Here is a 26,947-nt window from a genome sequence, read left to right on the forward strand (position 1 = left end):
TTGTTTGCATTTGAACGTCAAGCTCGGACATATCCGGTCACGAGCCGCCGGAATTGAGGATAGACATGAAGTTGATTTGCACAGGTGCCGAACTGGCTGACAACAGCAGTCGCGGATTCGACATCGACAGTCAGAAACTTTTTGCCGTGCGCCGGGGCGGCCAGGTGTACGTCTACATCAATCGCTGCCCGCACCGGGGTGTCGGACTGGAATGGAAACCCGACCAGTTTCTCGACCCCAGCAACAGCCTGATCCAGTGCGCCACCCACGGCGCACTGTTCCTGATCGAAGACGGCGAATGCGTCGCCGGCCCTTGTGCCGGGCAATCCCTCACCCCCGTTACCTGCCGCGAAGACGAACAAGGCATCTGGATCAGTCTTTAACCGTTCAGCAGCACCTCCAGACGTCGATCGACCACCATCTCTTCGTGGGTCAATCGCACGCCATAAGCCAGTACCTCGACTCCGCATGCCACCGCCTCACGCAATGCCGCTGCGTAGGCCGAATCGATCTCTTCTGCCGGACGCACCGTTTCAATGCCGGTCAGGTTGACGCAATACAACTGCACCGCACGAATCCCGTCCCGAGCCAGGTGAGCCAGTTCCCGCAAATGCTTGGCCCCCCGTTGTGTCACCGCATCGGGAAATGCGGCAACCGATGACCCGTCGAAGCCCAGGGTCACGCTTTTGACTTCCACATATGCCGGACCACCCGGGTAATCGAGACGGAAATCGATGCGGCTGCTTTCCTGCCCGTAGGCCACTTCGCGTTTCAACTCGGTAAAGCCGTTCAGTTCGGTAATCACGCCCGCCCGCAACGCCTCTTCGATCAACCCGTTGGCGCGCCCGGTGTTCACGCAAAACAACCGACCTTGCGGGGTTTCGCCGACTTCCCACGTGCCGGGCAATTTGCGTTTCGGGTCGTTGGAGCGGCTGAACCAGACCTGCCCGCCTTCCACCTGGCAATTGAGCATCGAGCCGGTGTTCGGGCAGTGGATGGTCAGCAATTCGCCGCCAACGGTTTCGATATCGGCGAGAAAACGCTTGTAACGACGGATCAGGCGACCTTCTTCGAGGGGAGGATGAAAACGCATCAGCCGTGCCAGCTCCGCAATCCACGCGCAATCCGTTCGACCGCTTCTTCCAGGCGCGGCAGGCTTTGGGTGTAGGCAAAACGCACGTGGTGCCCGGCCTGATAGCGCCCGAAGTCCAGGCCCGGGGTAATTGCCACATGCTCGGTTTCGAGGAAATGTCGGCAGAACGCGAAGGCATCGCCGCCGAACTTGCTGATATCGGCGTACAAGTAGAACGCCCCTTCCGGCTCGACGGCGATCCCGAAGCCCAGTTCTCGTAAAGCCGGCAACAGGAAATCCCGACGACGACCGAACTCGGCGCGGCGCTCTTCCAGAATGCTGATCGTGGCAGGTTCGAAGCAGGCCAGTGCGGCGTGCTGAGCCATGCTCGGGGCGCTGATGTAGAGGTTTTGCGCGAGCTTTTCCAGATCACCGACCGCCGCTTCAGGCGCGACCAGCCATCCCAGCCGCCAGCCGGTCATGCCGAAATACTTGGAAAAACTATTAAGGACGAAAGCGCTGTCATCGACTTCCAGAACACTGGCGGCATCGGTGCCATACGTCAGGCCATGGTAGATCTCGTCCACCACCAGATGACCGTGGCGCTCCTTGATCGCCGCCGACAAGCCCGCCAGTTCGTCGCGAGTCAGAATGGTCCCTGTCGGGTTGGCGGGCGAGGCCACCAAGGCGCCGACGCTGTCTTGGTCCCAATGACGCGCCACCAGGTCCGGCGTCAGCTGATAACGCACGTCCGGGCCGACCGGCACCAGTTGCGCAGCGCCTTCGACTAACCGCAGGAAATGCCGGTTGCAGGGATAACCCGGGTCCGCCAGCAGCCAGTGCTTGCCCGGGTCGACGAGCAAAGCGCTGGCCAGCAACAGGGCGCCGGACCCGCCGGGCGTGATCAGGATTCGCTGCGGGTCGATGTTCAACCCGTAACGTTGCTGATAAAAGCCCGAAATGGCCTCACGCAACTCGGGAATACCACGCGCCGCGGTGTAACGGGTCTTCCCCGCCGTCAGCGCTGCCTGGCCGGCCTGGATGATCGGTTCGGCGGTGGTGAAGTCCGGCTCGCCGATTTCCAGGTGGATCACATCGTGACCCGCGGCTTGCAGTTCATTGGCCCGCGCCAGCAGCGCCATCACATGGAAAGGTTCGATCGCGCGACTGCGGGCACTGTAGGACTGAGCCATTAGCCTTCCTTACAACGGAGAAAAGAATCGATTCTACCCAAGCGCCGGAACGAGCGAGAACCTAAAGCAGTCAGAGGCGTTATAACCTTGCCGTAAACGACTCAAGCGTGTACCGCAGGTTTGACTAAAATCAATAATTGATCAGGTCTCCAACGCCGCCAGACAGGGCTTTGCAATCATTTGCAAGCCCTTTGGGCCACTACCTCGACATCCGGGAGTAGCGCGGCCCGATTTGATCTGGTAAGTTCGCCCGCTTGCAGCCGCAGGGCCGGCAGGTGTCGGTGATGGAGCAATCCTGCGCAATGGATTACAAGAGTAGAGGCGGTCCATTTCATGCCCACCCAAGCAAAGCAGCAAAACCAGTCGATCAGCGGCTTCGAACCCTACAAAGAAGTAAAGGGCGAGGAGTACATGGGCAAGCCCATGCGCGCTCACTTCACCAAGATCCTGAATAAGTGGAAACAGGACTTGATGCAGGAAGTCGACCGCACGGTTGATCACATGAAAGACGAAGCGGCCAACTTCCCTGACCCGGCCGACCGTGCCAGCCAGGAAGAAGAGTTCAGCCTTGAACTTCGTGCCCGCGACCGCGAGCGCAAGTTGATCAAGAAGATCGACAAGACGCTGCAGCTGATCGAAGACGAAGAATATGGCTGGTGCGAGTCCTGCGGCGTCGAGATCGGCGTCAAGCGACTGGAAGCCCGCCCTACCGCCGACATGTGCGTTGACTGCAAGACCCTGGCGGAAATCAAGGAAAAGCAAGTCGGCAAGTAATCTCGACTTGAACGAACAACGGAGCGTGCGAACGCTCCGTTTTTGTTTCTGATATTTGTTGCATCTTCGGCATTGCCTTCGCGAGCAAGCTTCACTCCTACAAAGGCTGGCGCGATCTTCTGTAGGAGCGAAGCTTGCTCGCGAAGGTGGCTTCAAGCCATGCTCGAAACGATTGGACAGCCTGACATCGCCTTATGACCGCCATCACCCCTTCCGCCTACATCGGGCGCTTCGCCCCCACGCCCAGTGGACATCTGCATTTCGGTTCGCTGGTCGCCGCACTGGCCTCGTACCTCGACGCGCGCTCGGTCGGTGGACGCTGGCTGATGCGCATGGAAGACCTCGATCCACCACGGGAAGAACCCGGCGCCCAGGCAGCTATCTTGAAAGCCCTGGAAAGTTACGGTTTTGAGTGGGATGGCGCGATGGTGCGCCAGAGCGAGCGGCATGATGCCTACGCCGAAGTCGTCAATCGCCTGTTTCATCAGGGGCTCGCTTACGCCTGCACCTGTTCGCGCAAACAATTGGAGCCGTATCACGGCATTTATCCGGGCCTGTGCCGCAATGCCGGTCACGGCACCGAAGACGCTGCGATTCGCTTACGCGTACCGGAACTGGAATACCACTTCATCGACCGCGTGCAAGGCGAGTACCGCCAGCACCTGGGTCGGGATGTCGGCGATTTCGTGATTCGCCGCCGCGACGGGCTCTACGCCTATCAACTGGCGGTGGTGCTGGACGATGCCTGGCAAGGCATCACCGATATCGTCCGTGGCGCTGATTTGCTGGATTCCACGCCGCGCCAGCTTTACCTGCAAGAACTGCTGGGCCTGCCGCAGCCGCGCTACTTGCATGTCCCGCTGATCACACAGCCTGACGGCAACAAGCTCGGCAAGTCCTACCGCTCGCCGCCACTGGCCGAAGACCAGGCAACGCCGCTATTGCTGCGCGCACTGCGCGCGCTGGGGCAAAACCCGGGGGCCGAACTGGCTTATGCCACGCCACGGGAAGTGTTGAACTGGGGCATCGTCCACTGGGATGCCATGAAGATCCCACGCACACTGACCCTGCCCGAAGCGCAACTACAGTGATCACACTTGCAGTGGCGCGCCCATCCGTTACCATCGCCGCACGTTTTCGGGCACGCGCATAAAAAAGAGAGGCCGGGATGTACATCTATCGCTTGGTCCTGCTCCTGGTAGTGGGGATTTACCTGTTCTCCCCGGCCATCATGGATTGGTGGATCGACGCCACTGGCGCCTGGTATCGCCCTTATCTGCTCTGGCTGATTCTGATCGTCGTGACCTTCATCCTGCAGAGCCAAAAAGATGCCGATGAGCTTTAGCCTGACCCAGATGATCCTGATCAGCGCCGCGTACCTGGCGGTGCTGTTCGGCGTCGCCTGGATCAGCGAACGGGGCACGATCCCCCGGGCGATCATTCGCCACCCGCTGACCTACACCCTGTCGCTGGGCGTGTATGCCAGTGCCTGGGCGTTTTACGGAACGGTGGGCCTGGCCTATCAGTACGGCTACGGTTTTCTGTCCAGTTACCTCGGGGTGTCCGGAGCGTTTTTGCTGGCGCCGGTGTTGCTGTACCCGATCCTGAAAATCACCCGCACCTATCAACTGTCGTCGCTGGCCGACTTGTTCGCGTTCCGTTTCCGCAGCACGTGGGCCGGAGCGCTGACCACGATTTTCATGCTGATCGGCGTGCTGCCATTGCTGGCGTTGCAGATCCAGGCGGTGGCCGACTCCATCGGCATCCTGACCCGCGAGCCGGTGCAGCATCGCGTGGCCCTGAGCTTTTGCGCGCTGATTACCCTGTTCACGATTTTCTTCGGTTCGCGCCACATCGCCACACGAGAGAAACACGAAGGCCTGGTGTTCGCGATTGCCTTTGAGTCGGTCATCAAGCTGATCGCCATTGGCGGTGTCGGCCTCTATGCCCTGTATGGCGTGTTCGACGGTCCGCAACAGCTGGAACTGTGGCTACTGCAAAACCAGACCGCCCTCGCCGCTTTGCACACACCCTTGCAGGAAGGCCCGTGGCGCACGCTGCTGCTGGTGTTCTTCGCCTCGGCGATTGTGATGCCGCACATGTACCACATGACCTTCACCGAGAATCTCAACCCGCGCTCGCTGGTCAGCGCCAGCTGGGGTTTGCCGTTGTTCCTGCTGTTGATGAGCCTGGCGGTGCCGCTGATTCTCTGGGCCGGACTGAAACTCGGCGCCACCACCAATCCGGAATACTTCACCCTCGGCATCGGCATCGCCGCCAACAGCAAAGCCCTGGCGTTGCTGGCGTATGTCGGCGGGTTGTCGGCAGCCAGCGGGCTGATCATCGTCACCACCCTGGCGCTGTCCGGGATGGCGCTGAACCATCTGGTGCTGCCGCTCTACCAACCGCCGGCCGAAGGCAATATCTATCGCTGGCTGAAGTGGACCCGCCGGGCGCTGATCGTTGCGATCATCATGGCCGGTTACGGTTTCTACCTGTTGCTGGGCGCCGAACAGGACCTGGCCAATCTCGGCATCGTCGCGTTTGTGGCCACGCTGCAATTTCTTCCAGGGGTCCTGTCTGTCCTGTATTGGCCGACCGCCAACCGCCGCGGCTTCATCGCCGGTTTGCTCGCAGGGATTCTGGTGTGGCTGGTGACCATGTTGTTGCCGCTGGTCGGCAACCTGCAGGGCTTCTACATTCCGCTGTTGAACATGATCTACGTGCTGGACGACACCAGTTGGCACATGGCCGCGATCGCGTCCCTCGCCGCCAACGTGCTGATGTTCACCCTGATCTCGCTGTTCACCAACGCCAGCCCCGAAGAGGCCAGCGCTGCCGAAGCCTGCGCCGTGGACAACGTGCGTCGCCCGCAACGCCGCGAATTGCACGCCGCCTCGCCTCAGGAATTCGCCACGCAACTGGCCAAGCCATTGGGCGCCAAGGCCGCGCAGAAAGAAGTCGAGCAAGCCCTGCGCGATCTCTATCTGCCATTCGACGAGCGCCGGCCATATGCCTTGCGCCGCTTACGCGACCGAATCGAAGCCAACCTCTCCGGCCTGATGGGCCCGAGCGTGGCGCAGGACATGGTCGAGACCTTCCTGCCGTACAAGGCCGGTGGCGAAAACTATGTCACCGAAGACATCCACTTCATCGAAAGCCGCCTCGAGGACTACCACTCGCGCCTCACCGGCCTTGCCGCCGAACTCGATGCCCTGCGCCGCTACCACCGCCAGACCTTGCAGGAATTGCCAATGGGCGTTTGCTCGCTGGCCAAGGATCAGGAAATCCTCATGTGGAACAAAGCCATGGAGGAGCTGACCGGGATTGCCGCGCAGCGAGTGGTCGGCTCGCGCCTGAGCACCATCGCCGATCCGTGGAAAGAATTGCTGCAGGGCTTCATCAATCTGCCGGACGAACATTTGCACAAACAGCACCTGGCCCTTGATGGCCAGACCCGCTGGCTGAACCTGCACAAAGCGGCGATCGATGAACCGCTCGCGCCGGGTAACAGTGGCCTGGTATTGCTGGTGGAAGACTTGACTGAAACCCAGATGCTCGAAGACAAACTGGTGCACTCCGAGCGCCTGGCCAGCATCGGGCGACTCGCGGCGGGTGTGGCCCATGAAATCGGCAACCCGATCACCGGCATCGCTTGCCTGGCGCAGAACCTGCGTGAAGAGCGTGAAGACGATGGCGAACTGAAGGAAATCAGCGGGCAGATCCTTGAGCAGACCAAACGCGTGTCCCGCATCGTTCAGTCGCTGATGAGCTTCGCCCACGCGGGCAGCCATCAGCACAGTGACGAGCCCGTCTGTCTGGCGGAAGTGGCCCAGGATGCCATTGGTTTGCTGGCCCTGAACCGACGCAATTTCGAAGTGCAGTTCTACAACCTGTGCGACCCCGATCACTGGTGCGAAGGTGACCCGCAGCGACTCGCGCAAGTACTTATCAACCTGCTTTCAAACGCCCGCGACGCCTCGCCTCCCGGCAGCGCAGTGCGGGTCAAAAGCGAAGCCGGCGAACACACGGTCGACTTGATCGTGGAAGACGAAGGCAGCGGTATTCCGAAGAACATCATGGACAGATTGTTCGAACCTTTCTTCACCACCAAGGATCCTGGCGAAGGCACCGGTCTGGGCCTTGCACTGGTCTATTCCATCGTTGAAGAGCATTATGGACAAATCACCATCGACAGCCCGGCTGATGTACAAAGCCAACGCGGTACCCGTATCCGGGTGACTTTGCCGCGTCATGTCGAAGCGACGTCCGCTGTGAACTGAGACCGTCGAGAGTATCGAATCAATGCCGCACATTTTGATCGTCGAAGACGAAACAATTATCCGCTCCGCCTTGCGCCGCCTGCTGGAACGTAACCAGTACCAGGTCAGCGAAGCCGGTTCAGTGCAGGAAGCACAAGAACGCTTCACCATTCCCACGTTCGACCTGATCGTCAGCGACTTGCGTCTTCCGGGCGCTCCGGGCACCGAGTTGATCAAACTCGGCCAGGGTACTCCGGTGCTGATCATGACCAGCTACGCCAGCCTGCGTTCGGCCGTCGACTCGATGAAGATGGGCGCGGTGGATTACATCGCCAAGCCTTTCGATCACGACGAAATGCTCCAGGCCGTCGCCCGTATCCTGCGTGACCGCCAATCGCTGCCGGCCGGCGGCGAACCTGCCACCGGCAAAGCGGCCAATGGCGCGGCAAAACCGGGTGTCGATAACAGCAACGGCGAAATCGGCATCATTGGTTCGTGCCCGCCGATGCAGGACCTGTACAGCAAGATCCGCAAAGTCGCGCCGACCGATTCCAATGTCCTGATCCAGGGCGAATCCGGTACCGGTAAAGAACTGGTGGCCCGCGCCCTGCACAACCTGTCCAAACGCGCCAAGGCGCCGATGATTTCGGTGAACTGCGCAGCCATTCCGGAAAGCCTGATCGAGTCCGAACTGTTCGGACATGAAAAAGGTGCGTTCACTGGCGCCAGCGCCGGGCGTGCCGGTCTGGTGGAAGCAGCGGACGGCGGCACGTTGTTCCTCGACGAAATCGGCGAACTGCCGCTGGAAGCCCAGGCCCGCTTGCTGCGTGTGTTGCAGGAAGGAGAAATTCGCCGGGTCGGCTCGGTCCAGTCGCAGAAAGTCGATGTGCGCCTGATCGCCGCGACTCACCGGGACCTCAAGAGCCTGGCGAAGATCGGCCAGTTCCGTGAAGACTTGTATTACCGCCTCCACGTGATCGCCCTGAAACTGCCGGCCCTGCGCGAGCGCGGTGCCGACGTCAACGAGATCGCCAATGCCTTCCTTGCGCGACAAAGCGCGCGAGTCAACCGCACCGACCTGAAGTTCGCCGCGGATGCCGAACAGGCAATCCGTCATTACTCTTGGCCGGGTAACGTTCGCGAACTGGAAAACGCAGTAGAGCGCGCTGTCATCCTGTGCGAGAGCCCGGAGATTTCCGCCGAGCTACTGGGGATCGACATCGAACTGAGCGACCTGGAAGACGACGACTTCATCGGTCTGCCTCCGCAACAGGGCAACGGTGCCAGCAACAGCAATCATGAGCCGACCGAAGACCTGTCGCTGGAAGACTACTTCCAGCACTTCGTGCTTGAGCATCAGGACCACATGACGGAAACCGAACTGGCCCGCAAACTCGGGGTTAGTCGCAAATGCCTGTGGGAACGTCGTCAGCGCCTGGGTATTCCGCGGCGCAAGACCGGGGTGGCCAGCGAGAGCTGAACCCCGCCTGCCTGGTGTGCGGGTAACACGTGACTTTGTGAAAAAACTGTTACCTCAGTCTTTTCACGTAACAGAAGCCGGGGCTTACGGTAACGAAGCCCCGGTTTTTTTCGACCTCGAAAAACCCTGCCAGCCCGCCTACCCCCTAGTTTTGCTGGACCTCACAAAAGTTGGCACGCACCCTGCTATATGTTTAGTACAAGAACAATAACAAGCAATGCACAAGACAATAAAAATAAGACGAATCGACTCACGCACAATAAAAACAAGACGGCGAGAGGCGCAGCTAACTGATTCTTTTGGAGAGGCGTTGTATTTGGGGCTTGCCCCACGACCAGGCCGAGAATAATAAAAAACTGTCCTAAGACAGTGCCTGAACTGGTTGGATCGAAGGATCACTGCAACACAGCGACCAAAGCAATCCGTTTGCTCTTGGCTCCCGATTGGGAGGGTCATGAAGGAAACACTTCATGGCAAGGGCACTTAATAAAAACAAAAAGCCCGAATCAAAAATAAAAATAGAGCATGCAACTACTTTCTTGGGGAGCTTCGGCTCCCCTTGTAGTTTCTGCGGCGAGGAGGGGGTTACCCCCGTTCCAGTGCGTAGCGCTGGCAAGACTTCACAAACGCTCAGGAGCTTGGGCTGCTTCGCAACCCAACGGGGCGATGCGGCGTTCCGAGAAGCCCCCCCTCGCCACAGTGCGCACGCTTCCTACACCATCCCCCGACTAAATGCTAGAATCCCCGCCCATCATGCGGTCATTCTTCGTTATGGCCGAACATTCCTTCAAACAGTGCATCCCATGCTGAAGAAGTTGTTCCAGTCATTCCGTTCGCCCAAGCGTCATACGCAACACATTCGCAGTACGCCTGAAGTGCTCAACAGCGGCCAACATTCGCTGCAAAAGGCCCAATTCAGCCGTTATGCGGTGAACATCGTCGAGCGCCTGCAGAACGCCGGTTACCAGGCTTACCTGGTTGGCGGCTGTGTGCGTGACATGCTCCTGGGCATCACGCCCAAGGATTTCGACGTTGCCACCAGTGCCACGCCAGAACAGGTTCGAGCCGAATTCCGTAACGCGCGGATCATCGGTCGCCGGTTCAAACTGGTGCATATCCACTTTGGCCGCGAAATCATCGAAGTCGCGACCTTCCGCGCCAATCACCCGCAAAACGATGAGGAAGAAGACAGCAACCAGTCTTCCCGCAACGAGAGCGGGCGCATCCTGCGCGATAACGTCTATGGCACGCTGGAAGAAGACGCGCAACGCCGCGACTTCACCATCAACGCCCTGTATTACGATCCGGTCAGCGAGCGCATTCTCGACTACGCCAACGGCGTACACGACATCCGCAATCACCTGATCCGCCTGATCGGCGACCCGAAGCAGCGTTACCAGGAAGACCCGGTACGGATGCTGCGGGCCGTGCGCTTTGCCGCCAAGCTGAATTTCGGTATCGAAAAACACAGCGCCGCGCCGATCCGAGACCTGGCGCCGATGCTGCGCGAGATCCCGTCGGCCCGATTGTTCGAAGAAGTGCTCAAGCTGTTCCTCTCCGGCCATGCCGCGGACACCTTCGAGATGCTGGTCGACCTGCAGCTGTTCGATCCGCTGTTCCCGGCGAGTGCCGAGGCGCTGGAATACAACCCGACGTACACCCACACGCTGATCAGTGAAGCGCTGATCAACACCGACCTGCGGATCAAGCAGAATAAACCGGTGACCCCAGCGTTCCTGTTTGCCGCACTGCTGTGGCCTGCCCTGCCGGCTCGCGTACTGCGTCTGCAAGAACGCGGCATGCCTCCAATTCCGGCGATGCAGGAAGCCGCTCACGAGCTGATTGCCGAGCAGTGCCAGCGGATCGCGATTCCGAAACGCTTCACCATGCCGATCCGCGAGATCTGGGACATGCAGGAGCGACTTCCTCGCCGCAGCGGCAAGCGTGCCGACCTGCTGCTGGACAATCCGCGGTTCCGCGCCGGTTACGACTTCCTGCTGCTGCGCGAAAGCGCTGGCGAACAGACTGATGGCCTGGGTGAATGGTGGACTGACTATCAGGACGCCAATGACAGTGAGCGTCGGGACATGATCCGCGACCTCAGCGGCAAGGATGAAGGCACCGGCGCTCCACGCAAACGTCGCCGCAGCGGTGGCGCCAAGCGCAAACGTGCGGCTGGCGCACCGAGTGCCACGGGCGAGTAATCCATGGAACGCATCTACATCGGCATGGGCAGCAATCTGGCTGATCCAGCCGAACAATTGCGCAGCGCCGTCGAGGCGCTGGCGCAGTTGCCGCAGACCGAACTGGTCGGGGTGTCCGGGTTTTATCAAAGCGACTCGCTCCTGCCCGGTCAACCGCGCTACACCAACGCGGTCGCCGCCCTCGACAGCACACTCCCGCCGCTGGACCTGCTCGATGCATTGCAAGCCATCGAGAACGAACAGGGCCGCGAACGTCTTGAGCGCTGGGGCCCACGCACGCTGGACCTCGACATCGTGCTGTTTGGCGATCGCCTGATCGACGAACCACGCCTCAAGGTGCCGCACTACCATATGCAGGAACGGGCCTTCGTTCTGTATCCGCTGGCCGAACTGACGCCTGCGGATCTGCATCTGGCCGATGGCCGCAGTCTGAAGGCATTACTCGCCGCCTGCCCGTTCGTCGGCCTGGAACGCCTTTCCCCAAATTGACAAAAAGTCCCTGTGGGAGCGGGCTTGCTCGCGAATGCGGTGTGTCATTCAGCATCAATGTTTACTGCCACACCGCATTCGCGAGCAAGCCCGCTCCCACATTGGTTTTGTGTTGAACACCAGATTGCAGCTGCTGAATCGCATCAGTTACCCCGGTAACACCCCCCGCGTAACAATGCGGTAACACATGCAATTGACTTCCCGAGTTCTCCTCACGACTATAGGCGTCCCGCTGCCGCCAACACGGCGTTGAAGGGCGCAATCCAGGCCTTAAAAGCACGACATCAGAGCGTGCGCCTGTATTTAACGAAGAATCACGCGCGTTACTCGCAGTAGTTTCCAAGCGCCTGAATGAGGAACTTTTCATGCCAGCCATCACCCTGACCACTCTGCAAGGTCTGAAGCAAAAAGGTGAAAAAATCACCATGCTGACCTGCTATGACGCGACCTTCGCCCACGCCTGCAATCAGGCTGGCGTCGAAGTGCTGCTGGTGGGCGACTCCCTCGGCATGGTTCTGCAAGGTCACGACAGCACCCTGCCGGTGACCACCGCGGAAATGGCCTATCACGTGACAGCCGTCAAACGCGGCAACGCCGATGCGCTGATCCTCGCCGACCTGCCGTTCATGGCCTACGCCACCACCGAACAAGCCATGGCCAACAGCGCCCTGTTGATGCAGGCCGGTGCGCACATGGTCAAGGTTGAAGGGGCATTGTGGCTCGCCGACTCGATCCGCCTGCTGGCCGAACGGGGCATCCCGGTGTGCGCGCACATGGGCCTGACACCGCAATCGGTGAACATGCTGGGCGGTTACAAAGTCCAGGGCCGCAGCGAGAACCAGGCGCGGCAGATGCGCGCCGACGCCATCGCGCTGGAACAGGCCGGCGCAGCCATGCTGTTGCTCGAGTGCGTACCGAGCGAACTGGCCCAGGAAATTACCCAGGCAGTGGGCATTCCGGTGATCGGCATCGGCGCCGGCAGTGACACCGATGGCCAGGTCCTGGTCCTGCACGACATGCTCGGCCTGTCCATTACCGGCCGCGTACCTAAATTCGTAAAGAACTTCATGAGCGGCCAGACCAGCATTCACGCTGCACTGAGCGCCTATGTCGCTGAAGTCAAAGCAGCTACTTTCCCTGGGATCGAACACGGATTCTCTGCATGAACACCGTAAAAACAGTACGCGAACTGCGAGCCGCCGTGGCTCGCGCCCGCAACGAAGGCAAGCGCATCGGCTTCGTGCCGACCATGGGCAACCTGCACAGCGGTCATGTCGCGCTGATTACCAAAGCGACCCAGCGGGTGGATTTCGTGGTCGCGAGCATTTTCGTCAACCCGCTGCAATTCGGCGCCGGCGAAGACCTCGACAAGTACCCGCGGACCCTGGCCGCCGACCAGGAGAAACTGCTCCAGGCCGGTTGCCACTTGCTGTTTGCGCCAACCGTCGAAGAAATGTACCCCGACGGCATGGCCGGCCAGACCCGCGTCAGCGTCCCGCAACTCTCCGAAGGCCTGTGTGGCGCCAGCCGTCCCGGGCATTTCGAAGGCGTCGCGACGGTCGTCAGCAAGCTGTTCAACATGGTCCAGCCGGACCTGGCGATTTTCGGCCAGAAAGACTACCAGCAACTGGCGGTGATCAAATCCCTGGTCCATGACCTGAACATGCCGGTGCAGATCATTGGCGAGCCGACCGTGCGGGCGGCCGATGGCCTGGCGTTGTCGTCGCGCAATGGTTTCCTCAGCGAAGAGCAGCGGGCCGTTGCGCCGGTGGTGTATCGCGGCCTGAGCCAGATTGCCGAGGCGATCAAACAGGGCGAGCGGGATTTCCCGGCGTTGATCGATGCACAGATCAAGCAGCTCGAAGCGGCGGGTTTGCGCACCGATTACCTGGAAATTCGTCACGCGCAAACCTTGCGTCCGGCGACCCCGGAAGATCGGGACCTGGTGATTCTGGTTGCGGCGTTCCTCGGCACCACACGGTTGATCGACAACCTGCACCTGAACCTCGACGCCCCCGCCTAAACACAAATCCCCTGTAGGAGCCGGCTTGCTGGCGATAGCATCACCTCGGTCCGGCAAATGCACCGCGGTGAGGCCATCGCCAGCAAGCCGGCTCCTACAGAGGGCTGCTCCCTCGCGCCTTGTATTGCTGCCCTTTATGCCTTCGGGCAAACTGCCCGCCGTTCGATTCCGACCTGGGAAAACACTCATGCACGCCATCATGCTCAAAGCCAAGCTACATCGCGCCGAAGTCACTCACGCAGTACTCGATTACGAAGGTTCTTGCGCCATCGATGGCGAATGGCTGGACTTGTCCGGTATCCGTGAATACGAACAGATCCAGATTTATAACGTCGACAACGGCGAACGCTTCACCACCTACGCGATTCGTGGCGAGGAAGGCTCGCGCATGATCTCGGTCAACGGTGCTGCCGCGCACAAGGCCAAGGTCGGTGACCGGGTGATCATCTGCGCTTACGCGCATTACAGCGAAGCCGAACTGCTCAATTTCAAGCCGCGCATGCTCTACATGGCGCCGGGCAATGAGCTGAGCCACACCAGCAATGCCATTCCGGTTCAGGTCGCCTGATCGAACCGACGCCACTCCCGTTTGTCGAACCGTTCCCTGCTTTGTGTATAAAAAAGTACCGGGAACGTGTTAGACAAAGTCAAGACAGATCGCAGCGCGAGGTTTACTGTATTCGCCCTGTGTCATTGAAATCGTGTCGACGCAGTTGACCGGACGCCCACCCGCAGCGCTCCGGGATTTTTTGTGTTCAAAAAGCCGTTCAAGTAAAAAGGAAACCCGCAGCGATGGCGTACTACCGCACTCCTCATGACGTGACCGCTCTGCCCGCCTGGCAAGCGTTGAATGACCACCGCCAAGCCATGCAGGATTTCAGCATGCGCGAGGCCTTCAATGCCGATCCGCAGCGTTTTACTCAATTCACCCTCAGCAGCTGCGGCCTGTTTCTCGATTACTCGAAGAACCTGATCAACGCCGAGACCCGCAATCTGCTGGTGGGCCTGGCCAATGAAGTCGACCTCAAGGGCGCGATCAAGTCGCTGTTCGACGGCGAAATCGTCAACTCGTCGGAAGGTCGTCCAGCCCTGCACACCGCCCTGCGCCGCCCGGTCGGCGACAAGCTGTCGGTGAACGGCGTCAACGTGATGCCTGAAGTGCACAAAGTGCTGAACCAGATCACCGACCTCGTCGGCCGCATCCACGACGGTTTGTGGCGTGGTTACACCGAAAAGCCGATCACTGACGTGGTGAACATCGGCATCGGTGGCTCGTTCCTCGGCCCTGAGCTGGTGTCTGAAGCGCTGCTGTCCTACGCCCAGAAAGGCGTGCGTTGCCATTACCTGGCAAACATCGATGGCAGCGAGTTCCACGAACTGACCATGAAGCTGCGCGCGGAAACCACGCTGTTCATCGTTTCGTCGAAATCTTTCAACACCCTCGAAACCCTGAAAAATGCCCAGGCCGCTCGCGCCTGGTATCTGGCTCAGGGCGGTTCGGAAGCCGAGTTGTATCGTCACTTCATCGCCGTTTCCAGCAACAATGCAGCGGCCGTGGCGTTCGGTATCCGCGAAGAAAACATCTTCCCGATGTGGGACTGGGTCGGCGGCCGTTACTCGCTGTGGTCGGCCATCGGCTTGCCAATTGCGCTGGCCATCGGCATGTCGAACTTCAAGGAACTGCTGTCCGGCGCCTACACCATGGACCAGCATTTCCAGAGCGCGCCTTTCGACCAGAACATGCCGGTGCTGCTGGCATTGCTCGGCGTCTGGTACGGCAACTTCTGGGGTGCGCAAAGCCACGCAATCCTGCCTTACGACCACTACCTGCGTAACATCACCAAGCATTTGCAACAACTGGACATGGAATCCAACGGCAAGAGCGTGCGCCAGGACGGCACGCCAGTGTCCACCGATACCGGCCCGGTGATCTGGGGCGGCGTGGGTTGCAACGGTCAGCACGCGTATCACCAGTTGCTGCACCAGGGCACCCAACTGATTCCGGCTGACTTCATCGTGCCGATTGTCAGCTTCAACCCGGTGTCCGACCACCACCAGTGGCTGTACGCCAACTGCCTGTCGCAAAGCCAGGCACTGATGCTCGGCAAGACCCTTGCCGAAGCCGAAACCGAGCTGCGTGACAAAGGCATGAGCGAAGAAGATGTGCATAAAATCGCGCCGCACAAGGTGATCCCGGGCAACCGTCCGAGCAACACCCTGGTGGTCGAGCGCATCAGCCCGCGTCGGCTCGGTGCGCTGGTGGCGATGTACGAACACAAAGTCTTCGTGCAAAGCGTGGTCTGGGGCATCAATGCCTTCGATCAGTGGGGCGTGGAGCTGGGTAAAGAGCTGGGCAAAGGCGTCTACAACCGCTTGGTCGGCAGCGAAGAAACCCCGGCTGACGATGCTTCCACCCAAGGCCTGATCAACTACTTCCGCGGTCGCCACCGCGGCTGATCTGACGCCCGCCCACAGGGTTTGTGCCAAACACAAATGCTGTGGGCAACACCCATCCCTGTAGGAGCGAGCCTGCTCGCGATAGCGGTTTGTCATTCAACATCGATGTTGACTGATCCACCGCTATCGCGAGCAGGCTCACTCCCACAGTTGTTTTGTGTATGACTTGAACCCGTTGTTCACTCGGCGCATCTTTAGATCTTGTCGCAAAACAAGAATAAGGAACCGTCATGTTCGATATCAGCACGTTCCCCAAAGCCGATGCCGTCCGCCGGGCTGCAAACCTAAGTCAAGACGACTACCACCGCCTCTACCGCCAATCCATCGAGCACCCCAGTGAGTTCTGGGCCGAGCAGGCCACCCGCTTTCTCGACTGGAGCACGCCGTGGGACACCGTCCAGCGCTATAACCTGAAAACCGGTGAGGCCAGCTGGTTTGCCGGTGGCAAACTGAACGTCAGTTACAACTGCATCGACCGTCATCTGGAAACACGCGGCGATCAGATCGCAATCCTCTGGGAAGGCGACGATCCCGCCGAATCCGTGCAGATCACCTACAAAAAACTCCATCACAACGTCTGTCGCCTGGCCAACGTGCTCAAAAGCCGTGGCGTGAAAAAGGGTGACCGCGTGTGCATCTACATGCCGATGATTCCGGAAGCGGCCTACGCCATGCTCGCCTGCACGCGGATCGGCGCGGTGCATTCGGTGGTGTTCGGTGGCTTCTCTCCAGACTCTGTGCGCGACCGGATTCTCGACGCCGACTGCCGCACGGTGATCACCGCCGACGAAGGTGTGCGCGGCGGAAAATTCGTACCGCTCAAGCAGAATGTCGACCAGGCACTGCAAAGTTGCCCGAACGTCAGCACCGTCATCGTCGTCGAACGCACCCAAGGCGAAGTGAACTGGGTTGAAGGTCGTGACCTCTGGTATCACCAGGCGCTGCGCGACGTCAGCGACGACTGCCCGCCGGAGCCGATGGACGCCGAGGACTCGCTGTTCATCCTCTACACCTCCGGCAGCACCGGCAAACCCAAAGGCGTGCTGCACACCACCGGCGGCTATCTGCTGCAAGCGGCGATGACCTTCAAGTACGTGCTCGACTACCGCGAAGGCGAAGTCTTCTGGTGCACCGCCGACGTCGGCTGGGTCACCGGCCACAGTTACATCGTCTATGGCCCGCTGGCCAACGGCGCGACCACGCTGATCTTCGAAGGCGTGCCGAGTTACCCGAGCAGTTCGCGCTTCTGGCAGGTGATCGACAAACACCACGTCAACATTTTCTACACCGCCCCGACTGCGCTGCGCTCGCTGATGCGTGAAGGCCCCGAGCCGTTGAAGGAAACTTCTCGCCAGAGCCTCAGATTACTCGGCAGCGTCGGCGAGCCGATCAACCCGGAAGCGTGGGATTGGTACTTTAACGTCGTCGGCGAACAGCGTTGCCCGATCGTCGACACCTGGTGGCAGACCGAAACCGGCGGCATCATGCTCAGCCCGCTGGTCAGCGCGCAACGGATCAAACCCGGCTGCGCCACACAACCGATGTTCGGCGTGCAACCGGTGTTGCTGGATGAAACGGGCAAGGAAATCAAAGGCGCCGGCAGCGGCGTGCTGGCGATCAAATCCAGCTGGCCGGCGCAGATCCGCAGCGTCTATGGCGATCCGCAACGAATGGTCGACACCTACTTCAAGCCTTACCCCGGTTACTACTTCACCGGTGACGGCGCGCGGCGCGATGAGGATGGCGATTACTGGATCACCGGGCGCATCGACGACGTGATCAACGTCTCCGGGCACCGCATCGGCACCGCGGAAGTAGAAAGCGCGCTGGTGTTGCACGACAGCATCGCCGAAGCCGCCGTGGTCGGTTATCCCCACGACATCAAGGGCCAAGGCATCTATGCCTTCATCACGCCCATGAACGGCACCGAGCCCAATGACGAACTGAAGAAAGAACTGTTGGCCCACGTCAGCAAGGAAATCGGCAGCTTCGCCAAACCGGACTTGATCCAGTGGGCCCCGGCCTTGCCGAAAACCCGTTCAGGCAAAATCATGCGGCGCATTCTGCGCAAGATCGCCTGCAACGAACTCGACAGCCTCGGTGACACCTCGACCCTCGCCGACCCGAGTGTGGTTCAGGAGTTGGTCGACAAACGCCTGAACCAATAATTTCCTTGTTTCAAAAACCTGCGCGGCCGTTAATGGCCGCGTCTCCTTTTTCGCCACTGAGTCGCCATGGAATTCATCCGTACCCGCATCGAAACCCAGCTCATGAGCCTGACCGGTCTGTCCTTGGGCAAGCTCGACCTGGAAAATCCCAAAGGCGATCCTGGCCTGTTCGGTCCCGATTCGATGAGTTGGCAAGTCCATGGCGATTTCAGCAGCATGCTGATCGGTGGCATCAGTGCGCTGATGCTGCAAGCCCTGCATCCACTGGCCCTGGCCGGGGTCTGGGATCACTCGAATTTTCGCGAAGACATGATCGGCCGATTGCGCCGTACCAGTCAGTTCATCTCCGGAACGACGTTCGGTTCGCGCAAAGACGCCGACTGGCTGATCGAGAAGGTCCGCACCATTCACCTGCAAGTGGTCGGCATTGCGCCAGACGGCCGGCCTTACGCCGCCAGCGATCCCGACTTGCTGACGTGGGTGCACGTGGCCGAGGTCAGCAACTTCCTCGCCGCGCATCTGCGTTATCGCAATCCGCACCTTTCATGGGTAGATCAGGACCGTTACTACGGCGAAATCGCACTGGTTGCCGAACGCTTGGGCGCCCGCGATGTGCCGCGCAGCCGCAAGGAAATCGCTGATTACCTTGAACGAATCCGCCCGCAACTGCTGTGCGACCAGCGCAGTCGCGAGGTGTTGCGACTGCTGTTGAACGCGCCCGCCCCCAGCCGTCTGGCCAAACCGTTTGGCGGCTTGATGATGCAGGCCGGGATCGATCTGCTGCCGGACTGGGCCAGTGACATGCTCGGCGTCAATCAGAACCCGTTGCAACGCCAACTGATCCGCGCCAGCGTCAGGCGCAGTGCGCCGATGTTGCGCTGGGCGATGCGTAATGGCTCGGTGCAGCGGGCCAAGCGGCGGATGGGGCTACTGAGCTGACCCGCCGCCCCTGCATCGATATGCCTGTGGCGAGGAAGCTTGCTCCCGCTCGAGTGCGAAGCGCTCGCGAAAATCCCCGATAAGGGCTGAGATTTTGGGGCCGCTGCGCAGCCCAGCGGGAGCAAGCTCCCTCGCCACAGGCAAGCCCCTCGCCACAGAGCACCTCGCTCCCCTGCCAAGCTGTTAAACTCCCGCGCCAAATTCCCTCCTGCAAGGCGCCAGCATGTCTTCCTTGAATCAGGCGCTGCGCGCCGCCCTCGAACATCGCCAGGACCTGCTCGCCGAGCTGCATCAGCAAGGCACCGATTGCTATCGCCTGTTCCACGGCAGCCAGGAAGGCGCCGGTGGCCTGACCATCGACCGCTACGGCCCGCAATTGCTGGTGCAAAGTTTCCACCAGGCGCTGGAGCGTGACGCGCTGCTGCAACTGCACGAGACCATCAATCAACACCTGGGCCTCGAGACGCTGCTGGTCTACAACGACCGCTCCCGTGGCAACTCGCGGATTGACCGCGAAGACACCGTCTACCGCGCCGACGAGGCGGCCCTGCAGGACCTGATCGGCCACGAATGGGGCCTGAACTACCGGGTTCGCGGCCGTCATCCCGGCCAGGACCCGCTGCTGTTCCTCGACCTGCGCAATACGCGCGGCTGGGTCAAGGAGCACAGCAAAAACAAAAGCGTGCTCAACCTGTTCGCCTACACCTGCGGTGTCGGTCTGAGCGCTGCGGCCGGTGGCGCTCGCGAGGTCTGCAACCTGGATTTCGCCGAGGGCAATCTGGCGGTCGGTCGCGAGAACGGTCTGCTCAATCCGCAATTGCCTGCGATGGAGTTCATCCAGTCCGATTACTTCCCGGCCATCCGTCAACTGGCGGGCCTGCCGATCAGTCAACGGCGCGGGCAGAAACTGCCAAGTTACACGCGTCTTGAACAGCGTCAGTACGATCTGGTGCTGCTCGATCCACCCGCCTGGGCCAAGAGCGCGTTCGGCACGGTCGACCTGCTGCGCGACTACCAGAGCCTGCTCAAACCGGCGCTGCTGACCACAGCCGACAACGGCGTGCTGATCTGCTGCAACAACCTGGCAAAGGTCAGCATGGACGATTGGCGCGAACAGGTTTTACGTTGCGCGGAGAAGGCCGGGCGTCCGGTGCGTGAGTGGACCGTCATGAAGCCGGGCGGCGATTTCCCGTCGATGGATCAACAGCCGCCGCTGAAAACGTTGATTCTGCAACTCTGATCACGCAGGAAATTTCCTACGCTAATTTCTGAAAAACCAGAAGAGTGCGATCACTTCGGAACCGGAAACGCGTGCCATACTCCAACGCACTCCGATTCAGACAGATGAAGCCGCACATGCCCAAAGGATTGATTCGCGCTATTGGCGCATTGTTGACTGCTCTGGCCCTTTATAGCCTGCTGGGGTTTCTGATTTTACCGGGCATCGCGTTGCGGGTCGCCAATCAGCAATTGGCCAATTACGCCACGATGCCCGCCACGATTTCCCGGATCGAACTCAACCCTTTCAGCCTGGAAGTGACCCTCTGGGGCCTGATCATCGGCGAGCCGGGCAAGGAACAGGTCGGTTTTGAACGCCTGTATGCCAACTTGCAGATCGACAGCCTGTGGACCAAGGCGCTGCACCTGTCCGATATCGAAATCGACAAACCCAAGACCGAAATCCTCTTCGGCAAGGACGGCAAGCTCAATCTGCTGGGCCTGTTCAAGATCCCCGCCAGTGAACCAACCCCGGCTGACCCGGACTCCAAGCCGTTTCCGTTGCGCATCGAGCGGATCAAACTGGCTGACGGCTATGTGCACTTTCAGGACGCACGGCCCAGCGAGCCTATCGAATTCCTCTACGACAAACTCGACTTCGAGCTGAAGAACCTCAGCACGCTGCCGGAAGATAACGCCGACATGACCTTGGTAGCCGTCGGCCCGGCAGGCGGGCAGATCGACTGGACCGGCAATTTCAGCCTGATCCCGATTGCCTCCGAAGGTAAGTTGAAAGTCACCGATGCCAACATGAAAGTCTGGTGGCCGTACGTGCGCGACTCGTTGCCGCTGGACCTGGAAAACGGCACCTTGAACCTGAGCACCGACTACAAACTGAACCTGTCCAAAGAAACCGAACTGCTGCTGAGCAACGTGGCGCTCAGCATCGCCCCGTTCAACATCAAGGCGCCGGACGGGCGGCCGCTGGCCAAGCTTGCGCGTCTGGACGTCAGCGAAACCACCGTGGACCTGGCCAAGCAGCAAGTGGTGGTCGGCAAGATCCGCAGCCAGAAACTCGAAACCTGGGCCGCCCTCGAAGCAGATGGGCAACTGGACTGGCAAAAACTGTTCGCCAGCCAACCGTCCAAGGCAGCCGTGAAGGCTGATGCAGAGCCGACCAGCACGCCGGCGGCCGCCGACTCACCAAAACCAGAACCCGCGCCACCGAGCAAACCGTGGCAAGTCCTGCTCAAAGACGTACAACTGCGCGATTACCAGGTGCATCTGGCCGATCGTAAAGCGCAACCCGCCGTAGCATTGGACGTTGGCCCGCTGAACCTCGACTTGCAGAACTTCGACAGCCTCAACGGCTCGCCTTTCAACCTCAAGCTCGACACCGGCGTGGGCAAACAAGGCAAGCTCATGGCCGACGGCGTGGTCAATCTGGCACCGGTCAGCGCCAAAATGAACGTGCAGACCAAGGACATCGACCTGCGTGTCGCCCAGTCCTACATCAACCCGTTCATTCGCCTGGAACTGCGCAGCGGCATGCTCGGCAGTGATCTGGCGGTCGATCTGAAAAGCACCGAGCCATTGGCGTTCAGCGTCACCGGTAAAGCGCAGGTCGATCAACTGCACACCCTCGACACCCTCAAGACCCGCGACTTCCTCAAGTGGCAGCAGTTGGTGATCGAAGGCCTGAACTATCAACACGGCGACAGCCTGTCGATCGACAAGGTCAACTTGTTCCAGCCTTACGCGCGCTTCATGATCAACGATGACCGCACCACCAACATCGATGACCTGCTGATCCCGCAACCGGCCGACACCGCAGTTGCCAAGACCGCCGCAGCCAAACCTGCCAGCAAGGACAAACCGCTGGGCATCCACATTGGCGGCATTGCCATCAATGACGGTTCGGCGAACTTCGCCGACTTCAGCCTGACCCCGAACTTCGCCACGGCCGTGCAACAGCTCAACGGGCAGATCGGCACCATCGACAGCCGTCAGGCAAAACCGGCCAGCGTCGATATCAAAGGCAAGGTCGACCGCTACGCGCCAGTGACCATCAAGGGTTCGGTCAATCCGTTCGACCCGATGTCCAGCCTCGACATCGCCACCAGTTTCAAACGTGTGGAGCTGACCACGCTGACGCCCTACTCCGGCAAGTTCGCCGGTTACCGCATCCGCAAGGGCCGGCTCAATCTCGACCTGCATTACATAATCGTCAAGGGTCAGCTCAAGGCCGAAAACAAAGTGGTCGTCGAGCAACTGCAACTGGGTGAGAAGGTCGACAGTCCGGACGCTGTAAGCCTGCCGCTGAAACTGGCGATCGCGTTGCTCAAGGACATCGACGGCAAGATTTCCATCGAGCTGCCGGTAACCGGCGACTTGAACAATCCGCAGTTCAGCGTCATGCCGATTGTCTGGCAGACCCTGCGCAATCTGATCGTCAAGGCGGCTGCAGCGCCGTTCAAAATGATTGGCGGGCTGGTCAGTGGCGGGGGTTCCGAAGATTTGGGCACTGTCTCGTTTGCGCCGGGTTCAAGCGAACTGAGCAAGGACGCCGAGGCTTCACTGATCAAACTGTCCCAGGCACTCAAGGAACGTCCGGCCCTGCGCCTGGAAATCGAGGGTACCGCGGCCGCCAACAGCGATGGCCCACTGATTGCCGAGCAACGGCTTGAGCGCGAATACCAGTACAACTACTACAAAATGCTCCAGCGACGCGGCGACAAGGTTCCAGCCCAGGCTTCATTGCTGCAAGTGCCGGACGGCGAGAAAGGTCCGCTACTGGAAGGGATCTACCGCACGCGTCTGAAGAACCAGCCACCGGCTGAATGGAAGGATCTGGGCAAGGAAGAACGCAGCGCAAAAATGCGTGCAGACGTGATCAAATTCTGGAGCTCCAGCGATGTGCTGTTGCGCCAGTTGGGTCAGGAACGCGCCAGCAGCATCAAGGATTACCTGGTGGACAAGGCGCAAATGGCCGATGACCGTGTCTACTTCATCGACGCCCAACTGGGCGAGGCGCAAAGTGACGGTCGGGTGGTGACGCCGATGCACCTGGATGCCGAGTGATGATCAGACGATTGCTAATGAGCCTGACCCTCGCACTGGCCGCCAGTCAGGCCTCGGCGGCCGATACCCTGCGTTGCGGCAGTCAATTGGTCAGTGTTGGCGACCGGTCCAGCGAAGTGCTGCAGAAGTGCGGTGACCCGGTCAGCCGCGATCTGCTGGGCTACAAGCGCAGCGCCAACAGGCGGGAAGAGTTTCAGGTCGAGGAATGGACCTACGGGCCCAATGGCGGGATGTATCAATACCTGCGGTTTGAAGGTAATCGGCTGAAACAGATCACCAGCAAGCGCGGTAACTGAACCCACTATCCAAAGTGGGCACATACAAATGTAGGAGTGAGCCTGCTCGCCATAGCGGTTCGTCCTTCAGCATTGATGTTGGCTGACACACCGCTATCGCGAGCAGGCTCACTCCCACATTGGTTATTGCGACGCCCACAATAGAACAGGCCCCCGACACGAATGTCGGAGGCCTGTAATGGCCACATCCTTGTGGCCTTTCGCATGAACTCTCCAGATGCGGCTGGCGTATTGCTCGGCCCGCCTGCCGCGCCTTCTCCCAGTCCAGGCGAGAAGTCTTGCCTTACTCGGCTTTCAGGCCGTCAGCGGAGACCGCCTGGACGCCTTTGATTTTCTTGGCGATAGCCACGGCGGTGGTTTTCTGAGCGTCAGTCACTGCAACAGTGGACGACAGGGAAACAACACCTTTGTTGGTCTCAACCTTGATGTCAGTACCAGGAATGCCTTTTTCGGTTACCAGGTCTGCTTTGACTTTGGTGGTGATCCAGGTGTCGGAGGTAGCTTCTTTGGCTTGGGTCACTTCACCGGCGGCCAGGACCATTGGTGCCTGAGTCGCTTGGGTCTGTGCGAATGCAGCGTTGGCCATGGTCAGGGTCAGCGCGGTAGCAGTAGCGGCAGCGATAGCGAACTTCTTCATACGAGTAACTCCTGTTTTTCTAGAAAGTCTGCTGCGTGTCTTGTCAGCAGGGTTACTGGGTATATTGCGAACGCTGTGCCAACTTTAAAACAGACAATAAATCGTTATAAAACAATTACTTATGAAATTTTCTGTTTTTCGGAATCATGCAAATTGCATGACTTCGAGATTCTCTGCATGCAAGTTGCGGGTTTTGCCGCAGGCGTAAGGCCATGAATTGTCGAGAATTTCTGTCTTTCACGGGTTTCCCCCTACGACGGACAAAAAAAATGCCCGGTCTTTGCAGACCGGGCACTCATTAAACCGCCGAGAAACTACGTCCCAGTGGCGTTACAACCCTTCGGCGCGTAATCAGGCGCAACCGTGGTGCCGCATGTCCAGCCAGTCAACGTGCGCGACAGGGTGATTGTCTTGCTCAAGACCGGGCCGGGCGCATTGAGAATCGTGCAAGCGATAGAACCGGTACCATCAGTCGCTACGCCAGAAGCCGTAGTGGTGCAGTTAGAGGTAGTGGCTGTTCCTCCGACCTTCGTCAAATCCGGATTAGTGCCGGAATTCATAAGGTCTTCGAACGGCACTTTCAACGCCGTGATCTCTGCCAGGCCGGCCGTCACTTTGGCACGTGCTTGATATTTCGAATAAGCCGGCAACGCAAACGTCGCCAGAATCCCGATGATCGCCACCACGATCAGCAGTTCGATCAGGGTAAAACCTTTTTGAGTATTCATAGACAGGCTCCATGCATGAGTCGAAATCTCATGATCTGAATGAGCTTCAGCACACCCCGTGCCAAGCGCAGCGCCCCCTGTTGGCGGGGCTCGAAGCCAGGTCAAAGACCTTTCCTACCCCCAGGATCCGCACTATCTGACACTATTTGTCACCTGACGGCCGCTGGTTTGGCTCAGCTCCTTGACTAGGCTATAAGTCATGAACTGTCTGCGTCCGGTATCCCAATGAATGACATCGCCCTAAGCGGTCTGGCCAAGCAACTGGTCCTGGCCGAACTGCTCACCGACCAAAGCGCGCAACAGGCGTTTCAGCAAGCCCAACGCACCAAAATCTCCCTGGTCAGTTACCTGGTGCAGAACAAGCTGGTGAAGAGTCGGCAGGTCGCCGAGATTGCGTCGGAGCATTTCGGTATGGCGCTGCTCGACCTCAATTGCCTGGACAAGGAAACCCAACCCCGAGGGCTGGTCAGTGAGAAGCTGATCCGTCAGCACCACGCCCTGCCCCTCTGGCGCCGTGGCAACAAACTGTTCGTGGGGATTTCCGACCCGACCAATCATCAAGCCATCAATGACATCCAGTTCAGCACCGGGTTGAACACCGAAGCCATCCTGGTGGAGGACGACAAACTCAGCGACGCCATCGAGAAATTCTTCGACAGCCATTCCACCGGCCTCGAAGACATGGCCGATGTAGACCTTGACGGGCTGGACATCGAGTCGGTCGATGACAACAAAAAGGACTCCATCGCAGGCCAGGATGCCGATGACGCGCCAGTGGTGCGCTTCGTCCACAAGATGTTGCTCGATGCGATCAAAAGCGGTTCTTCCGACCTGCATTTCGAGCCCTACGAAAAAACCTACCGGGTGCGGATGCGCACCGACGGCATGCTGCGAGAAGTCGCCAGGCCGCCGAGCCAACTGGCCAACCGCATCGCGGCGCGGCTGAAAGTCATGGCCAGCCTCGACATCTCCGAGCGGCGCAAACCCCAGGACGGGCGGATCAAGATGCGTCTGTCCAAGACCAAGTCCATCGACTTCCGGGTCAACACCCTGCCGACCCTGTGGGGCGAGAAAGTGGTGATCCGGATCCTCGACCCGTCCAGCGCACAAATGGGCATCGACGCCCTCGGCTACGAGCCTGAACAGAAAGACTTGTACATGGCCGCGCTGAAGCAGCCACAGGGGATGATCCTGGTCACCGGGCCGACCGGCTCAGGCAAAACCGTGTCGCTCTACACCGGCCTGAATATCCTCAACACCGTGGACATCAACATCTCCACCGCCGAAGACCCGGTGGAGATCAACATGGAAGGCATCAACCAGGTCAACGTCAATCCCAAACAAGGGCTGGATTTCGCCCAGGCACTGCGCTCGTTCCTGCGTCAGGACCCGGACGTGATCATGGTCGGCGAAATTCGCGACCTCGAAACCGCCGAAATCGCCATCAAGGCCGCCCAGACCGGGCACATGGTGCTTTCCACCCTGCACACCAACAGCGCCGCGGAAACCCTGACCCGCCTGCACAACATGGGCATTCAGGGCTTCAACATCGCCACCTCGATCACCCTGATCATCGCCCAGCGGCTGGCGCGAAAACTGTGCAGCCATTGCAAGAAACCCATCGAGATTCCCCGCGAAACGCTGCTCAAGGAAGGCTTCCCCGAGGAACGCATCGGCTCGTTCACGATCTATGAGCCGGTCGGCTGCGATCAATGCAACCGCGGTTACAAAGGGCGAGTGGGGATTTATGAAGTGGTGAAGAACACACCGGACCTGCAACGGCTGATCATGGCCGAAGGCAACTCACTGGAAATCGACATCCAGATGCGCAAGGACGGTTTTAATGACTTGCGCACCTCGGGCTTGATCAAGGCCATGCAAGGCGTCACCAGCCTTGAAGAAATCAACCGGGTCACCAAGGACTGA

General features: G+C 59.7%; 22 protein-coding genes. 18 read left to right on the plus strand and 4 right to left on the minus strand.

Features of this window, described 5'->3' with window-relative positions; genetic code table 11:
• The first annotated feature begins 65 nt into the window (after positions 1–65).
• Positions 66–383, plus strand: coding sequence for a Rieske (2Fe-2S) protein (locus tag ACA051_RS25140; protein WP_497372349.1), 318 nt, complete (start codon positions 66–68; stop codon positions 381–383).
• On the opposite strand, the gene sfsA is transcribed toward ACA051_RS25140, so the two are convergent.
• Together sfsA and ACA051_RS25150 are read right to left on the minus strand one after the other, a co-directional pair.
• Positions 380–1,093 carry a DNA/RNA nuclease SfsA gene (gene sfsA, locus ACA051_RS25145; protein ID WP_497372351.1) on the minus strand — a complete coding sequence of 238 codons (714 nt, stop codon included), beginning with the start codon at positions 1,091–1,093 and terminating at the stop codon, positions 380–382. The genes ACA051_RS25140 and sfsA overlap by 4 nt on opposite strands.
• A complete protein-coding gene (locus ACA051_RS25150) occupies positions 1,093–2,265 on the minus strand; it encodes a pyridoxal phosphate-dependent aminotransferase (RefSeq protein ID WP_497372353.1) in 1,173 nt (390 codons plus the stop codon). Before ACA051_RS25150 ends, sfsA begins: the two co-directional genes overlap by 1 nt.
• 333 nt (positions 2,266–2,598) lie before the next feature.
• Between ACA051_RS25150 and dksA the strand changes: the two genes are divergently transcribed.
• The 16 genes from dksA (at position 2,599) to ACA051_RS25230 (ending at position 23,656) form a co-directional block, all read left to right on the plus strand.
• Positions 2,599–3,039, plus strand: coding sequence for an RNA polymerase-binding protein DksA (gene dksA, locus ACA051_RS25155; protein ID WP_007902025.1), 441 nt, complete (start codon positions 2,599–2,601; stop codon positions 3,037–3,039).
• Between the two features lie 194 nt (positions 3,040–3,233).
• A complete protein-coding gene (gene gluQRS, locus ACA051_RS25160; RefSeq protein ID WP_497305497.1) occupies positions 3,234–4,130 on the plus strand; it encodes a tRNA glutamyl-Q(34) synthetase GluQRS in 897 nt (298 codons plus the stop codon).
• 77 nt (positions 4,131–4,207) lie between these two features.
• Complete coding sequence (locus ACA051_RS25165; RefSeq protein WP_003176118.1) at positions 4,208–4,384, plus strand: hypothetical protein; 177 nt, start codon at positions 4,208–4,210, stop codon at positions 4,382–4,384.
• Complete coding sequence (locus ACA051_RS25170) at positions 4,368–7,322, plus strand: sensor histidine kinase (protein WP_497372355.1); 2,955 nt, start codon at positions 4,368–4,370, stop codon at positions 7,320–7,322. The genes ACA051_RS25165 and ACA051_RS25170 overlap by 17 nt, the downstream gene beginning before the upstream one ends.
• A 22-nt stretch (positions 7,323–7,344) precedes the next feature.
• On the plus strand, positions 7,345–8,781 hold the full coding sequence (locus tag ACA051_RS25175) for a sigma-54-dependent transcriptional regulator (RefSeq protein ID WP_497305499.1): 1,437 nt from the start codon (positions 7,345–7,347) through the stop codon (positions 8,779–8,781).
• Positions 8,782–9,584: 803 nt separating this feature from the next.
• Complete coding sequence (locus ACA051_RS25180) at positions 9,585–10,985, plus strand: polynucleotide adenylyltransferase PcnB (RefSeq protein WP_461976826.1); 1,401 nt, start codon at positions 9,585–9,587, stop codon at positions 10,983–10,985.
• 3 nt (positions 10,986–10,988) lie between these two features.
• Complete coding sequence (gene folK / locus ACA051_RS25185; RefSeq protein ID WP_497305503.1) at positions 10,989–11,474, plus strand: 2-amino-4-hydroxy-6-hydroxymethyldihydropteridine diphosphokinase; 486 nt, start codon at positions 10,989–10,991, stop codon at positions 11,472–11,474.
• Between the two features lie 365 nt (positions 11,475–11,839).
• Complete coding sequence (gene panB / locus ACA051_RS25190) at positions 11,840–12,640, plus strand: 3-methyl-2-oxobutanoate hydroxymethyltransferase (protein ID WP_497372356.1); 801 nt, start codon at positions 11,840–11,842, stop codon at positions 12,638–12,640.
• Positions 12,637–13,497 (plus strand): pantoate--beta-alanine ligase, encoded by an 861-nt coding sequence (gene panC, locus ACA051_RS25195; RefSeq protein ID WP_497305507.1) that lies wholly within the window; start codon positions 12,637–12,639, stop codon positions 13,495–13,497. The genes panB and panC overlap by 4 nt, the downstream gene beginning before the upstream one ends.
• 187 nt (positions 13,498–13,684) lie before the next feature.
• Positions 13,685–14,065 carry an aspartate 1-decarboxylase gene (panD, locus tag ACA051_RS25200; protein ID WP_003228271.1) on the plus strand — a complete coding sequence of 127 codons (381 nt, stop codon included), beginning with the start codon at positions 13,685–13,687 and terminating at the stop codon, positions 14,063–14,065.
• Positions 14,066–14,289: 224 nt separating this feature from the next.
• A complete protein-coding gene (gene pgi / locus ACA051_RS25205) occupies positions 14,290–15,954 on the plus strand; it encodes a glucose-6-phosphate isomerase (protein ID WP_497305508.1) in 1,665 nt (554 codons plus the stop codon).
• A gap of 230 nt (positions 15,955–16,184) precedes the next feature.
• Positions 16,185–18,122 carry an acetate--CoA ligase gene (acs, locus tag ACA051_RS25210; protein WP_497305510.1) on the plus strand — a complete coding sequence of 646 codons (1,938 nt, stop codon included), beginning with the start codon at positions 16,185–16,187 and terminating at the stop codon, positions 18,120–18,122.
• 66 nt (positions 18,123–18,188) lie between these two features.
• A complete protein-coding gene (locus tag ACA051_RS25215; RefSeq protein WP_497305512.1) occupies positions 18,189–19,061 on the plus strand; it encodes an oxygenase MpaB family protein in 873 nt (290 codons plus the stop codon).
• Positions 19,062–19,284: 223 nt separating this feature from the next.
• Entirely contained in the window at positions 19,285–20,301 is a 1,017-nt protein-coding gene (locus ACA051_RS25220) for a class I SAM-dependent rRNA methyltransferase (RefSeq protein WP_497372358.1), read from the plus strand.
• Positions 20,302–20,417: 116 nt separating this feature from the next.
• Positions 20,418–23,360 (plus strand): DUF748 domain-containing protein, encoded by a 2,943-nt coding sequence (locus ACA051_RS25225; protein ID WP_497372360.1) that lies wholly within the window; start codon positions 20,418–20,420, stop codon positions 23,358–23,360.
• Positions 23,360–23,656 carry a DUF2845 domain-containing protein gene (locus ACA051_RS25230; protein ID WP_497372362.1) on the plus strand — a complete coding sequence of 99 codons (297 nt, stop codon included), beginning with the start codon at positions 23,360–23,362 and terminating at the stop codon, positions 23,654–23,656. The genes ACA051_RS25225 and ACA051_RS25230 overlap by 1 nt, the downstream gene beginning before the upstream one ends.
• Positions 23,657–23,939: 283 nt before the next feature.
• On the opposite strand, the gene ACA051_RS25235 is transcribed toward ACA051_RS25230, so the two are convergent.
• Together ACA051_RS25235 and ACA051_RS25240 are read right to left on the minus strand one after the other, a co-directional pair.
• Complete coding sequence (locus ACA051_RS25235; RefSeq protein ID WP_497305518.1) at positions 23,940–24,293, minus strand: BON domain-containing protein; 354 nt, start codon at positions 24,291–24,293, stop codon at positions 23,940–23,942.
• Positions 24,294–24,607: 314 nt separating this feature from the next.
• Entirely contained in the window at positions 24,608–25,021 is a 414-nt protein-coding gene (locus ACA051_RS25240) for a pilin (RefSeq protein WP_497305520.1), read from the minus strand.
• Between the two features lie 225 nt (positions 25,022–25,246).
• Between ACA051_RS25240 and pilB the strand changes: the two genes are divergently transcribed.
• A complete protein-coding gene (gene pilB, locus ACA051_RS25245; protein WP_497372364.1) occupies positions 25,247–26,947 on the plus strand; it encodes a type IV-A pilus assembly ATPase PilB in 1,701 nt (566 codons plus the stop codon).

This window comes from Pseudomonas sp. LBUM1669 (assembly GCF_059695705.1).